Annotated in this window: 13 protein-coding genes and 1 tRNA gene; 5 read left to right on the plus strand and 9 right to left on the minus strand. The window is 61.9% G+C overall.

The annotated features are described in order from the left end of the window. Positions 1–31 precede the first annotated feature (31 nt). Positions 32–814: a CoA-transferase subunit beta gene (locus tag QFZ88_RS10855; protein ID WP_024922727.1), complete on the minus strand. Its 783-nt coding sequence runs from the start codon at positions 812–814 to the stop codon at positions 32–34. Then, the gene (locus QFZ88_RS10860; protein WP_024922728.1) at positions 811–1,668 is read right to left on the minus strand and encodes a CoA transferase subunit A; all 858 of its coding nucleotides are present in this window, start codon (positions 1,666–1,668) and stop codon (positions 811–813) included. The genes QFZ88_RS10855 and QFZ88_RS10860 overlap by 4 nt, the downstream gene beginning before the upstream one ends. Before the next feature lie 62 nt (positions 1,669–1,730). On the opposite strand from QFZ88_RS10860, the gene QFZ88_RS10865 reads away from it, so the two are divergent. Next, positions 1,731–2,519: an IclR family transcriptional regulator domain-containing protein gene (locus tag QFZ88_RS10865; RefSeq protein ID WP_024922729.1), complete on the plus strand. Its 789-nt coding sequence runs from the start codon at positions 1,731–1,733 to the stop codon at positions 2,517–2,519. A gap of 81 nt (positions 2,520–2,600) precedes the next feature. Here the strand turns inward: QFZ88_RS10865 and QFZ88_RS10870 are convergent, their stop codons facing one another. Then, complete coding sequence (locus QFZ88_RS10870) at positions 2,601–3,380, minus strand: DeoR/GlpR family DNA-binding transcription regulator (protein ID WP_024922730.1); 780 nt, start codon at positions 3,378–3,380, stop codon at positions 2,601–2,603. Positions 3,381–3,566: 186 nt separating this feature from the next. Between QFZ88_RS10870 and QFZ88_RS10875 the strand changes: the two genes are divergently transcribed. From QFZ88_RS10875 to QFZ88_RS10885, 3 genes are read left to right on the plus strand one after another with little or no spacing between them, the layout of a single operon-like run. After that, positions 3,567–4,646, plus strand: a complete 1,080-nt coding sequence (locus QFZ88_RS10875; protein WP_024922731.1) for a class II aldolase/adducin family protein — start codon at positions 3,567–3,569, stop codon at positions 4,644–4,646. Continuing rightward, positions 4,643–5,929: an FGGY-family carbohydrate kinase gene (locus QFZ88_RS10880; protein ID WP_024922732.1), complete on the plus strand. Its 1,287-nt coding sequence runs from the start codon at positions 4,643–4,645 to the stop codon at positions 5,927–5,929. The genes QFZ88_RS10875 and QFZ88_RS10880 overlap by 4 nt, the downstream gene beginning before the upstream one ends. Continuing rightward, positions 5,926–6,759 (plus strand): TIGR01459 family HAD-type hydrolase, encoded by an 834-nt coding sequence (locus QFZ88_RS10885; protein WP_024922733.1) that lies wholly within the window; start codon positions 5,926–5,928, stop codon positions 6,757–6,759. The genes QFZ88_RS10880 and QFZ88_RS10885 overlap by 4 nt, the downstream gene beginning before the upstream one ends. 42 nt (positions 6,760–6,801) lie before the next feature. Here QFZ88_RS10885 and ugpC read toward each other — a convergent pair whose 3' ends face one another. The 5 genes from ugpC to QFZ88_RS10910 form a co-directional block, all read right to left on the minus strand. Then, entirely contained in the window at positions 6,802–7,923 is a 1,122-nt protein-coding gene (gene ugpC, locus QFZ88_RS10890; RefSeq protein WP_024922734.1) for a sn-glycerol-3-phosphate ABC transporter ATP-binding protein UgpC, read from the minus strand. Positions 7,924–7,936: 13 nt separating this feature from the next. After that, positions 7,937–8,833: an ABC transporter permease subunit gene (locus QFZ88_RS10895; RefSeq protein ID WP_024922735.1), complete on the minus strand. Its 897-nt coding sequence runs from the start codon at positions 8,831–8,833 to the stop codon at positions 7,937–7,939. Positions 8,834–8,847: 14 nt separating this feature from the next. Next, positions 8,848–9,732 carry an ABC transporter permease subunit gene (locus tag QFZ88_RS10900; protein ID WP_024922736.1) on the minus strand — a complete coding sequence of 295 codons (885 nt, stop codon included), beginning with the start codon at positions 9,730–9,732 and terminating at the stop codon, positions 8,848–8,850. A 77-nt stretch (positions 9,733–9,809) separates the two neighbouring features. Next, complete coding sequence (locus QFZ88_RS10905; protein ID WP_024922737.1) at positions 9,810–11,141, minus strand: extracellular solute-binding protein; 1,332 nt, start codon at positions 11,139–11,141, stop codon at positions 9,810–9,812. A 221-nt stretch (positions 11,142–11,362) separates the two neighbouring features. Beyond that, positions 11,363–11,737: a hypothetical protein gene (locus QFZ88_RS10910; RefSeq protein ID WP_137901172.1), complete on the minus strand. Its 375-nt coding sequence runs from the start codon at positions 11,735–11,737 to the stop codon at positions 11,363–11,365. A 218-nt stretch (positions 11,738–11,955) separates the two neighbouring features. Here QFZ88_RS10910 and QFZ88_RS10915 point away from each other — a divergent pair, with 218 nt between their 5' ends. After that, positions 11,956–12,879 carry a sugar phosphate isomerase/epimerase family protein gene (locus QFZ88_RS10915; protein ID WP_024922739.1) on the plus strand — a complete coding sequence of 308 codons (924 nt, stop codon included), beginning with the start codon at positions 11,956–11,958 and terminating at the stop codon, positions 12,877–12,879. 26 nt (positions 12,880–12,905) lie between these two features. Here the strand turns inward: QFZ88_RS10915 and QFZ88_RS10920 are convergent. Continuing rightward, positions 12,906–12,980: transfer RNA gene (locus tag QFZ88_RS10920), tRNA-Glu, on the minus strand. Positions 12,981–13,035: the final 55 nt, after the last annotated feature.

The following is a 13,035-nucleotide window of genomic DNA, read 5'->3' on the forward strand; positions in this document are numbered from 1 at the left end:
AGCCGCGAGCACGAACGCAGGCCCCGGCATGTCAGATCGCGCCGGCGGCGCCTTTGTGTGCGGCCTCGGTACGAGCCTTGAGGTCCCGCAGCGTCTTCAATTCCAGCGCGGTCGGTTCCGGCGTCACTTGAATGTCGTCGGCAAATTTCACCGTCCAGCCGCAGGTCTCTTGAACCTGCGCACGCCTAACACCTGGATGCAACGACACGACGGTGAATTCCTTCGTATCGGGATCCGGCCGCCAGATGGCGAGATCGGTGATCAGCAGCGTCGGCCCTTTCGTGCCGATGCCAAGACGCTGCCGATGGTCGCCGCCTTCGCCATGACCGAACGATGTGTAGAAATCGATCTTGTCGACCATTCCGCGCTTCGACTGCGTCATGGTGATGTAGACCTCGCGCGACGAGGTTGCGATCTCCGGCGCGCCGCCGCCGCCGGGCAGTCGTGTCTTCGGGTGGTCGTAATTGCCGATGACCGTTGTGTTGATATTGCCGAACCGGTCGATCTGGGCCGCCCCCAGAAAACCGATGCTGATGCGCCCGCCCTGCAGCCAGTGGCGAAACATTTCGGGCACCGAGACGGTGGTGATCGCCGTCTCGCACAATTCGCCGTCGCCGATGGAGAGCGGCAGCACGTCCGGTGCCGTGCCGATCGTGCCGCTCTCATAGATCAGGGTAATGTCCGGCGCATGCGTCAGCCGCGCCACATTGCAGGCTGCCGAAGGCGCGCCGATGCCGACGAAGCAGACATCGTCGTTCTTCAAGGCGCGCGATGCGGCAATCGTCATCATCTCATTCGGCGAGAACGCGCTCATGCGGCCTTCCTCAAATGCTCGACCCTGGCTGCAAAGTCGCCGGCATCCGCCTCGGTGACATTCTTTTGCATCCAGTCGCGGAACCGCTCGCGGTCGGCCGCAATCTCATCCCATTCCAGATAGGCGGCATTGTCGCGGGCGTAGTAGCCATGCGCATAGGACGGATGCGATCCGCCCGGAACTACCGCGATCGCCGTCACCGTCCAAGCTGGCAACACCGTCAGGTTCGGGTGCAGGTCGTCGAAATCCTCGACCACTTCCTCGACGGTCACGACAGCCCGGCTTGCGGCAAGAACAGCTTCCTTCTGTATGCCGATGATCCCTTCCACCAGCACATCGCCCCGCCGATTGGCCTTCTGGGCGTGGATGAAGGTGACATCGGGCCTGAGCGCCGGCACCGCTGCCAGGACCTCGCCAGTGAAAGGGCAGGTCACTTCCCTGATGTTGGGATTGACCGCGGCCAGCCCAGCACCGCGATAGCCGCGAAACACGGCACAGGGCAGACCCGCCGCGCCCGCCTCATAGGCGTTGGCCATCGCGGCATGGCTGTGCTCCTCGATCTCTAGTCGGTGCGGATATTCGTTCTCGACCGCGTCACGCAGACGGCGCAACAGACCGACGCCGGGATTGCCCGCATAAGAGAAGACGATCTTGCGCGCCATGCCCATGCCGATCATCTGGTCGTAGATCAGGTCGGGCGTCATGCGCACCAGTGTCAGGTCTTTGAAACCCTGGCGGATTGCCTCATGCGCGGCGGCGGTCGGGATGAGATGGGTGAACCCCTCGAACGCGACGGTGTCGCCATCATGAAGGTTCTCGGCCACCGCCTGTTTGAGAGGCAGGAATTTCGCCATTAGCGCCTCATTTCAAAAAAGTTCGCATTGCGAACATATGTTTCCTATGCGATACAAGCTAGATGGACGATAGCGACGAGTCAACGGAAGCTGACCGGCGTGACCATGTCGGCTCGCTGGCGCGCGGTCTTCAGGTGATGGAAGCGCTCGCCCGCCATCCAACGGGCGCTACGCTCACCGAAATGGCTACGGAGATTGGCCTGACGCGCGCCGCGGCGCGCCGCTTGCTTCTGACGCTGGTGTCGACCGGCTACGCCACCCAGGATGGCCGGCGCTTCATGCTGTCGTCAAAGCTCATCTCGGTGGCACGCGGTTGGATCGGAGGGGCTTCCTTGTGGAGTTTTGCCGAGCCGTTCATGCGGGATGTCTCAACCGTCCTGGGCGAATCCTGCTCGGCAGCCGTGCTGTCCGGCGACGATGTCGTCTATGTCGCCCGCGTACCCGGCCGCCGTATCCTGAGCGTCGCCCTTCACGTCGGCACCAGGCTACCGGCCTATTGCACGTCGATGGGCCGCGTCCTGCTCTCGGGCCTGACGGACGATGAACTCCGCGCATTTCTGGCCGAAACCGCCCTCGTGCAGCGGACACCGAAAACGGTGACATCGGCGGAAAGGCTAGCCGCGCTTGTCGCCAAGGCCCGGGAAGAAGGCCATGCAATCGTCGACGAGGAACTGGAACTTGGCCTCAGGTCAATCGCCGTACCCATCCGCAACCGCAATGGCGCGATCGAGGCCGCGATCAATGTTTCCACGCAGGCCGCGCGCTTCTCCATACGCGACTTGCGAGACGAAATCCTCCCGCACCTGACCGGCGCAGCGAAACGTATCGAAGACTATTTCGTGGTGGAGTAAGGCCCGCCTCGGGATCGTCTGTCGTCGCGTGTTTTTTCAAAACCGCCGCAGCCGCCCCCGCGTCATCATCGCCTCAGCGTCTTAGACGCTTTCGCGCGCGAATGACGAATTCGCGATGATGATGGACACCCCTGCATCCTCCAGCATCCTCGCATCCGCGTCGCTCAGCCCATCGTCGGTGACGACGGCACTAACGCGCTGAAGCGGCAGCACGGCATGGCGCGGCCGGATCGAGAACTTGCGGCTGTCGGCAAGCAGGATCACCTGGTCCGCACGGCGACTGAAATTCTCGACCACGACCCTCAACAGGGGGTGCGATTCGAGCAGCCCTTCCGCGCCGACGCCTTGCGCACCAAGGAAGAATTTCGATGCATAGAAATTGGGGGCGCCCGCCGAAACATCGTGAATGATCGAAGGCTCGCGATAGAGCTCGCCACCGGCAATCGCCAGATGACAGGAGCCATGCTCGCCGAGATAGGCCGCAAGCGGCATGGAGTTCGTGTAGATGCGAACATTGCGATTGGCGAGCCGAGAGCCAAACTCAAAGCAGGTCGAGCCGGCGTTGATGATGAGCGAATCGCCATCCCGCACCAAAGTTTCGGCCTGCGCGGCTATGGCACGCTTCGCTTCAACAGCGAGATCGCGATTTTCGTCATAAGGACGGGCGGCGAGGCCGGCACCTTCAACGGAGGCGATACCGCCATGCACCTTCCGGACCTTGCCCATTTCATGCAAACGGTCGATATCGCGACGGATGGTTGCCGCCGAAACGTTCAGACGCTCCTGCAAATCGCGAACGGAAGCGAACGGCACCCGGCCCAGCATCTCGGCGATGGCGACATGGCGATCCGAATCACGCATGATTGCACTGCTCCATTTTGATCAAATTACGTCATGATTCTTGGTGCAACAAGCCGAATTGACACACTTCGCACCGCTTGTTGACGAAATAACTTCAAGCTCGTACCTTCCTCGCATTGACGCTCCGACGAATGACGGCGACCACTTGCTGGCAGATTCGCGTGGAACTTATCAGGAGGTGCGGAGATGAAATCGACTGTCGTCTCGGCATTGCCAGAGGATTTTCGCCAATTCCTGGCCCTCTCGGCCGAGATCGGCCGGGATATCCTGAAGACGCAAGGGGCCGGCGGCAACACTTCGATCAAACATGGCGACTGCCTCTGGGTGAAGGCCTCCGGCACATGGCTGGCCAACGCGCTCGATGGCAACATCATGGTGCCGGTCGACCGGGTTGGCCTGCTCGAAGCCTTGCGGGCGGGTGATGAAAGAGCTGAAAAGGCCACGGCCTTCATCCGCAACGACCTCGATCCCGGCGCCTTGCGCCCATCGATCGAGACCACCCTTCATGCGGCATTGCCGCAGCGGGTCATTGCCCACTTCCACTGTGTTCACACCATCGCGCTGGCGGTGCTCGCACGACGAGAGGACTTGATCGCCAACCGGATGGCGCATGTTCCCGACTTGAAGTGGGCGCTGGTGCCCTACCATCGTCCGGGCATACCCTTGGCGCAGACTATCGACAGCATTGCCGAAACCCGCCCGGACGTCATCATCCTGGCCAACCACGGGCTGATTGTCTGTGGCGAAACGATCGATGAGGTCCGCAACCGTATCCAACGCGTTACGACGGCGCTTGCCGGCACATCCCGGCACACGCCCGCTCCGGCCTTGCTCTCTCTCGAAGGGATATGCCGCGATACCGCCTATCGTCCGGCGCGCGACGCAGAAACGCATGCAACCGCCCTTTATTCGCAGAACATCCAGATAGCGACCGGTGGTTCCCTTTACCCCGATCACGTCATCTTCCTCGGCACAAGGATCGGACTGCTCGCGGACGGCCAAGTCGTGAGCGACTTTACCTCGATCTTTGAGCGGCGTGGCGAACAACCGCCAAAACTGATCATCGCGCCGGGGATAGGTGTCCTCTTGCCGCAAGACATGACCACGGGCGGCGAGGCGATGGCCCGTTGTTTGAGTGAAGTCGTTTCGCGCATTCCCGACGGTGAGCCGATCATCTACCTGACCAAGCCTGACGAATATGCCTTGACCGGATGGGAGGCTGAAAAATACAGGCAGTCGTTCGACCGCGGGCAGAACGCGCAATGAAGCCAGCAGGCTCTTCGCATGACACGGCGATTGCGATCGGCATCGATGTCGGAACCTCCGGCGTCCGCGCCGCCGCCGTAAATGCCGATGGTGCTTGCCTGGCCTTCGCGCAGCAACACTTCGAGACAAGTGAGGACGCCAGATCCCCCATGCGGTGGCTGGCTGGCGTCCGCGCCTGCTTGCACGATCTGACGCAGCAAATCCCCCTTGCGACCGTTCAAGGCGTCGCGGTCGATGGTACCTCCGGCACGCTCCTGGCGGTGGACGCCAATGGCGCTCCGGTCGCGGGCGCCCTCATGTACAATGAGCCATGTCCCGATCGGCAGATCCTCGAGACGATCTCGCGTCACGCCCCTGCCAACAGCCCGGCTCTCGGCACGAACTCGGCCCTGGCGCGCGCCATTCATCTCAGCCGGCGTCCCGGCGTTGCTCGTATCCTGCACCAGGCCGACTGGATCGCCTTGCAACTTGCGCCAGATCATCTGGCGACCGACGAGAACAATGCGCTGAAGACCGGATACGATCTTGAGCTTGAGGTGTGGCCGGACTGGATCGAAGCGGCAGACATGGACCGAGCGCTCCTGCCCGAAGTCCACCGCGCAGGCGACCCTCTCGGCCTCGTTGGACGCACCGCCCGCGACCTCGGGCTCCCAGCACATTGCCGGCTCCATGCCGGAACCACAGACGGCTGCGCGGCCTTTCTAGCCACGGGTGCCAACAGGATTGGCGACGGCGTCACCTCACTCGGCTCGACCCTGGTTCTCAAGCTGGCGTCAGACAAGCCGCTCAATGTTGGTCGCCATGGTATCTACAGCCATCGAATTCGCGACTTCTGGCTGGTCGGCGGCGCCTCCAACAGCGGCGGCGGCGTGATCAGGGCGCTGATCGGCGACGACCGGCTGGCGGAACTCACCGGACGCCTTCGCCCGCATGAACCGACTGGATTGGACTATTATCCGCTGATCCGGCCCGGCGAGCGTTTTCCCATCAACGATCCCGAGCTTCCTCCCCGGCTCCAGCCACGGCCATCAGACGATGCCGTTTATTTTCAGGCCATCCTGGAAGGCATCACCCGGGTAGAACAGCTCGGTTATCGCCGCCTCCAGGAGTTGGGCGCGCCGACATTGAAGACGATCCGCACCGTTGGAGGCGGCAGCCACAACCCTGCCTGGACCGAGCTCCGGCAACAGGCGCTAGGCGTAACATTCCTCGGCTCCCAGTCGACGGAGGCCGCCGTCGGCACCGCATCCTTGGCCCTTCCGCTGGCGGCGAGAAGTTCATGAAAACCGCCCTGCCCCTGGTCGATTTCGCCGAACTGGCCGATCGATACGATGTGTTTTTTCTCGACCAGTTCGGCGTGCTGCGAGATGACGTCCAGCCCTATCCCGGAGCGGCCGAGGCGCTGCTTGCCTTGAAAGAACGCGGCAAGATCGTCGTGATCCTATCGAATTCGGGACGCAGCAGCGACTTCAACGCCAAACGCTTCGTCAAGCTCGGCTTCGACGCGAGCAGTTTCGACCACTTCATCACCTCCGGGGAAGTCGCCTTTTCGATCCTCGCCGAAGCAATGGCCCGTGGCGCAATCCGGCGCAGTTTCGTCATTTCCAGCGACGGCGATGATGAGGTCTCGCAACGTCTCGGCCTGGAGGCGACAGACGTGGCTGGCGATGCCGACGTCGTCGTCATTTCCGGCAGCCAGGCCGAGCGCATATCGCTCGACCGCTATCGCGACATGCTGCGACCCGCCGCAAGGAGAGGCGTGCCCTGCTATTGCACCAATCCCGATCTTTACAAGCTCGTCCAGGGCGGCCAGGCGCCCGGCGCGGGCATGATCGCCAATCTCTATGAGGAACTCGGCGGCAAGGTCGTGCGGATTGGAAAACCTTACCCGGAAATCTATGCCTTCGCCCTCTCCAAGGTTGAGGGCCACGGCAAGGTCGTTTGTGTCGGCGACAGCCTCGACCACGACATTGCCGGCGCGGCCGGCGCCGGGCTGGACTCGGTGCTTGTCCTGACCGGGTTGCAACAGGGGACGACCGGGGAAACGATTGCCGTCACCTCGGCGGCGCTCGGCGTACGGCCGACATTTCTGATGCATCGCTTCGCGAAATAGCCGCCCACCCGACCATGGTGAGATGATCCCCGCACGAACTCCCTACGACAAGGTTTGGGCGAGTGGGGCCGGCACCGCTTTCGAGACGGCGGGCGTCACCTCTTGCAGGCGACGGCCGCTATCGGCGTCGAACAGCTGCACGTCGGCGGGATCGACCGAGAAGAAGAACGGCTGGCCCGATTGCATGTCGTCGCGCAAGGCGACATGCACGATCATCGCCTGCCCGCCAAACGAGCTGTGCAGCAGTTTGGCGATGCCGAGTTCCTCGGCAAAATCGAAGCGCGCCGAAAGCGGACCGGATCCGAACTTCACCGCTTCGGCACGGAAGCCGGCAGTTACCGGTCCATGGCCGATATCGGGCCAACGATTGCGGTCGTAGGCGAGTTGCTGGCCGTCAGGCAACTTGACGATACCTTCATCAGGATGGGCCGCGCCCTTGAGCAGGTTGAGGCCCGGCGAACCGATGAAGTTGGCGACATAGGTGGTTTCCGGCCGGCCGTAGACTTCGCTCGGCGTGCCGATCTGCTCGATGCCGCCTTTGTTCATGACCACGATACGGTCGGCCAGCGTCATCGCCTCCACCTGGTCGTGGGTGACAAACAGGGTAGTGGCGCCGAGGCGCTGGTGCAGTTTGCGGATCTCGACGCGCATGGCCACGCGCAGCGTGGCATCCAGGTTCGACAATGGCTCGTCGTAGAGGAAAACTTTCGGCTCGCGGATCATGGCGCGGCCCATGGCCACGCGCTGCCGCTGTCCGCCGGAAAGCTGGGCCGGCTTGCGTTCGAGATAATCGGTGAGGCCGAGTGTCGCCGCCACCTTGTTGACGCGCTCGGCACGCTCGGCCTTCGGAAGTCCGGCGATCTTCAGCGAGTAGCCGATGTTCTTCGCCACCGACATGTGCGGATAAAGCGCATAATTCTGGAACACCATGGCGCAGCCGCGCTCGCGTGGCTCCAGTTTGTTGACCACTCGGCCAGCGATTGCCACCTCGCCCGAAGTGATCGATTCCAGGCCGGCGACCATGCGCAGCAGCGTGGATTTCCCGCAGCCCGAAGGACCGAGAATGACGATCAGCTCGCCACCGGCGACATCGAGGTTCACGCCATGCACGACTTCGTTCTTGGCGTAGGACTTGCGCACATTGCGCAGGGTGATTTCGGCCATCGGGTGTTATCCCTTATTTTTCGGTGGAGATGAGGCCGCGCACGAACCAGCGCTGCAGGAAGATGGTGACGAGCACCGGTGGCGTCAGCACGATGAGGTTGGCCGCCATGGCGACGTTCCAGATCGGCGGCTCGCCGAAGACCGGACCGGGCACGATCTTCTGAAGTTGCATGGTCGCGGTGGCGAAGTTCTGCTGATCGGTCACCACCAGCAGCGGCCATAGATACTGGTTCCACGACCATACGAACATGATGGTGGCGAGCGCCGCCATATTGGTCTTGGACAATGGCATCAGCACTTCGAGAAAGAACCGCACCGGCCCGGAACCGTCCATCTTGGCGGCTTCGGTCAGCTCGTCGGGAACGGTGAGAAAGAACTGACGGTAGAGAAAAGTGCCGGTTGCGGTGGCGATCAGCGGCAGGATCAGGCCAGAATAGGAGTTAAGCAGGTTCCATTCCGGCAGGGCTACCGCGATGCCGAACAGCTCGAAGATCGCCCTGAATGGCCGAAGCGCGTCGGCGGCAACGGCATAGGTCGGCACGATGCGCACTTCCAGCGGCAGCATTAGGGTGATGAAGATCAGCCAGAACATCACCATTCTCAGCCGATATCGGAAATAGACGATCGAGAAAGCCGAGAGCGCCGCGATCACGATCTTGCCGATGGTGACGCCGCCGGCGACGATGATCGAGTTCAGCATCACCCGACTGAAGTTTCCACGCTCCCAGGCGGTGGCCATGTTCTCGAGGAAATGGCTGCCGGGCCAAAGCGGCATCGGAACCTGGTTCACGGTATGGAAGTCGTGGCTCGCCGCCACGAAGATGATCCAGAAGGGGATGAGCAGCGCCACCAGGCTGACGATGAGCAGCGCGTGGGTGAGGAAGTCGAGGACAGGGGTGCGTTCGATCACGGCTCGACCTCGGCTCAGCGGTAGTGGACACGCCGCTCGACGAAGCGGAACTGGATGAAAGTCAGCGCGATGACCAACAGCATCAGCACGATCGATTGGGCGGCGGCGAGCGAGTAGTCCTTGCCCTGGAAACCGTCGGTGTAGATCTTGTAGACCATCAGCTCGGTGGCGCGCGCTGGCCCACCCGAGGTGGTGATGTCGACGATGCCGAAACTGTCGACGAAGCTGTCGGTGATGTTGATCACGATCAGGAAGAACAGCGTCGGCGTGATCAACGGCAACTGGATATCCCACATGCGTCTTAGCACGCTGGCACCGTCCACGGCGCCGGCTTCCGAGATCGTGCGCGGGATCGACTGCAGCGCCGCCAGGAAGAAGATGAAGTTGTAGCCGACCATCTTCCAGCTCTGCGCCAGCACGATAAGCGTGAAGGCGTCGTAGCCGTTGAGCGCAGGGTTCCAGAAACCGGGAAATGCGCGGTTGATAACCGATACGAAGCCGGCGTCCGGCGAGAAGATGAAGCGAAAGGCGAGACCGACCGCAGGTGCCGCCAAAGCGTAGGGCAGGAAGAAGGTGAATTTATAGACCTGATGGCCGGGCAGCCGGCGGTCGACGAAGAGCGCAAGCAGCGTGGCGATGGCGAGCGAGAGCACCGTTGCCGAGAAGGCGAATGTCAGCGAGACCCACACCGAGGCCCAGTATTTCGGATCCTGGAACACGGTTGTGAAATTCTGCAAGCCAACCCACTGGTTGCTGCCGCCGAACGGCGGCTCCAGCGTGACCGCCCAATAAAGCGCTTCGCCGGAAGGCCAGTAGAAGAAAACGAAGATAAGAAGCATCTGCGGGGCAATGAAAGCTGCCGCCAGCCAGAGGTTGGAGAAGGTCGCACGCTTTTCCACGCGGATGCTCCTTGCCTGTCATGTTTATGAAAGGGCGCCGCGGCAAGCCGCGACGCCCGTGAGAAAGTCTGAACAGCTTACGGCAGCGCCGCGCCCTTGTAGGTCTGCTCGTAGCGGCGAAGGATCTGGTTGCCACGCTCGACCACGGCATCGATCGCCGTCTGCATGTCCTTCTGGCCGGTAAAGGCGGCTTCCAGTTCCGAACGCAGTTCGGCGCGGATCGAGGTGAAGTTGCCGAGGCGAATGCCGCGCGACAGCGGCGTGACATTCGAAGCCGTCAACGAAGCGATCGCGATGTCGCGGTTCACCCGCTTCGGATCCTTGTAGAAGCCTTCAGCCTTCAGGAGCTCGTAGCCCTTGGTCGTCACCGGGATATAGCCGGTGTTCTCGGCGATATACTTCTCGCCGGTGTCCGGAGCCGTGACGTATTTCAGGAAGGCGGCCGCGGCCTCGTATTCTTCCTTGGATTTGCCCTTCATGACCCACAGCGAAGCGCCGCCGACCATCGAGTTGGTGCGCTTGGAGGCGTCGAGAACCGGCATCATCGCAACGTCCCACTTCAGGTCCTTGGCCTGGGTGTTGTGGACGGTGCCGTGGTTGGCGATGGAGGTGATGGTCGCCGCGCAAGTGCCGTCGGCGAAAGCCTGGACGATGTCCTTGCCCATCTGCTTGGTCTGGATCTTGGCATAGCCGGCATCGAGCCAAGACTTGAAGTCCTTCATGTGGCCGACGAAGGCGGTCTTATTGAAGGCGAGCTCGGCGCCGAGACCGCCATAGCCATTGTCGAGCGTGGCAAGCGGAATGGCATTGGTGGCCGAAAACTGCTCGAGATCCATCCAGGAATCGAAGTCGAAGGCAAAGCCGCAAGGCACGCCAGCGGCCTTCATCGCCTTCAGGTCTTCGCCGAACTCGGCCCAGGTCTTCGGCGCTTCGGTCTTGCCGATCTTCGCGAAGGCGTCCTTGTTCCAGTAGAACACGGCGGTCGACGAATTATAGGGGAACGACCACATGTCGCCGGAGCTGGTCGCATAATAGTTGGCGATGCCGGGGAAATACGCCTTCCAGTCGATGTCGAGCTTGTAGTCCTGGGCGAACTTGTTGGCCGGATAGATCGCGCCCGACAGCATGAAATTGACGGTGCCAGCGTCGTAGATCTGCACGATCGTCGGATTCTGCTTGGAGCGATAGGCCGCAATCGTGTTCTGCTCGGCCTTGTCGTAGCCGCCCTGGCCAGTGCAGACGGCTTCGTATTTGTCCTGCGACTGATTGAAGAGCTGGCAGTGCTTGGCCACCACTTCGCCGAGGTCGCCGGTGAGGCCATACCAGAACTCGAACTTTGTGCGTTCGGCGGCGCTGGCGCCGCTGGCAAGGACGACGGCCGTCGTCGCGAGCAGGATTAATCGTTTCATTCGTCCTCTCCAGACAGGAAGGTTGCTGCGCGAGCGGAAACGCCCGCTACGGCGCCTCCCCTAGAGAGGTCACGTGACAGCCGCGTTGTGGTTTCGTGATGATATGACGACAATCCCCACCGATCAGGTGCGCAGGACACTCCAGGCGTCAGCAATCCCGTCGGGTCGGGGTGCGTTGAGGCTCAAGGCCTGTTGATCTGACCCAGCCGTGTCAGACGAGGCTAGACACCGGCATCCCGGATTTCGAAAACATTGCCGCCAGAGGTGACAAAACGCCCATGCTCGCCGCGCCGTACGCTGTAGCACTTCTCGCCACCGTCGCGGAGTTCAAGCCAGGTGGTGCACAATTCACCATTGCGCAACACCCAGCGCCCCTTGTCGCCGTGCTCGTTTGCGTTTTCGATCGTGATCTCGGCCGTGCCATCCGGTGCCAGCAAAAGTAAGCCGCCCCGCCAGCCGCCAGCCTCCCACCAGGCGATTGAGCGGCCGACCAACTCGTTCTGAAGCTCTGTCGAACTGAGGTCGCCTGCCTCCGCTTCGCCGGTTGCGAGCGCCGAGGCGATCAGGATTACCGAACACAAAGCCGTGCTGCGCAAAGCCCGAATCCCCATCCATGACGGTCCGATGACGATTCAATGACATTTGCCGGCTGTTGTCGAGCCGCGATCGCAGGGAGCCAGCGCGGCTTTTCCCCAGATGCCGTCAGGGAAGTGTCACGCGCCGGTCAGACGCCGGACATGAAAACGCGTCATGTTGGCAAACGGCCTGTCGAGCACGCTCGGCCGAACCAGCCCTAAAACAAAGGACCAAGCCTATGTCAGCCGTCACCGGCACCGGAATCTCTGCGCATAAGCGCGCCAACGATCTCTCCGACTTCGCCGAGGAACTCGACATGATCGAGGAACTCGGCGTCGAGGCCATCGAACTGCCGACCTACGACATGGATATCGTCGTCGGCGGCAAGATCAGGAAGCCGCAGCTTGTCGCGCTGAAGCGCACCTGCGCAGCACGCGATATCGTCTATTCCGTGCATGGGCCGCTCGCCATCAACTTCATGGACGAAGCCTATCGTCTGCCGCGCCATTTCGAGGTGCTCGAGGCCTCTCTGGAAGTGGCGGCCGAAGTGGGTGCGGAACACTACGTCATCCACTCCGGCCTGATGGCGACCCAGCAGGCCGACGGCATCGAGGCCGGTTACCAGCGCCAGCGCGAATGGCTGGCCAAAAGCGGCGAAGTCGCCCGCCAGCATGGCCTGATCCTGTGCGTCGAAACGCTTTTCGCGGGCTACGAAGGCAAGGCGCTCGCGGCCTCGCCGTCACGCCTCGCTACGGAACTCGGCGCCATCAACCATCCCAACGTCATGGCGACGCTCGATTTCAGCCATGCCTATTTGAAGCTCGACTTCGACGGCCGCCGCGACGATTTCGTCGAGGAAGTAAAAGCGCTCGCGCCCTATGCGCGCCATCTGCATGTCCATGACAGCTTCGGCCGCCAGGACGATATCTGGATGTACACCGACGGCGAGCGCATCGCCTATGGCCATGGCGACCTTCACCTGCCTGTCGGCTGGGGCGACATCCCTTGGGACAAGCTGATGGCCGAATGCGAGTTCCCGGATGGGGTTCTGTTCAACATCGAGCTCAAAGAACGCTACTGGTACGCAGCCCAGGACACCGTGGACGCAACCAAAAAACTCGCCGAGAAAGCACGCTTCGTACACACCGCGGCAGCAGCTTGAACGACTTGTCCTGATGTTTTGGTGGTTGGTACGCCCAAGGGGAATCGAACCCCTGTTTGCGCCGTGAGAGGGCGCCGTCCTAACCGCTAGACGATGGGCGCAGCCGAGAACCGGCGATATAGGCTGGCCCGTTTGAAAAAGCAACAGGCTGAAACG

Origin of the sequence: Mesorhizobium sp. YL-MeA3-2017 (assembly GCF_030814575.1) — a bacterium.
In the GTDB taxonomy this organism is placed as follows: domain Bacteria; phylum Pseudomonadota; class Alphaproteobacteria; order Rhizobiales; family Rhizobiaceae; genus Mesorhizobium; species Mesorhizobium terrae.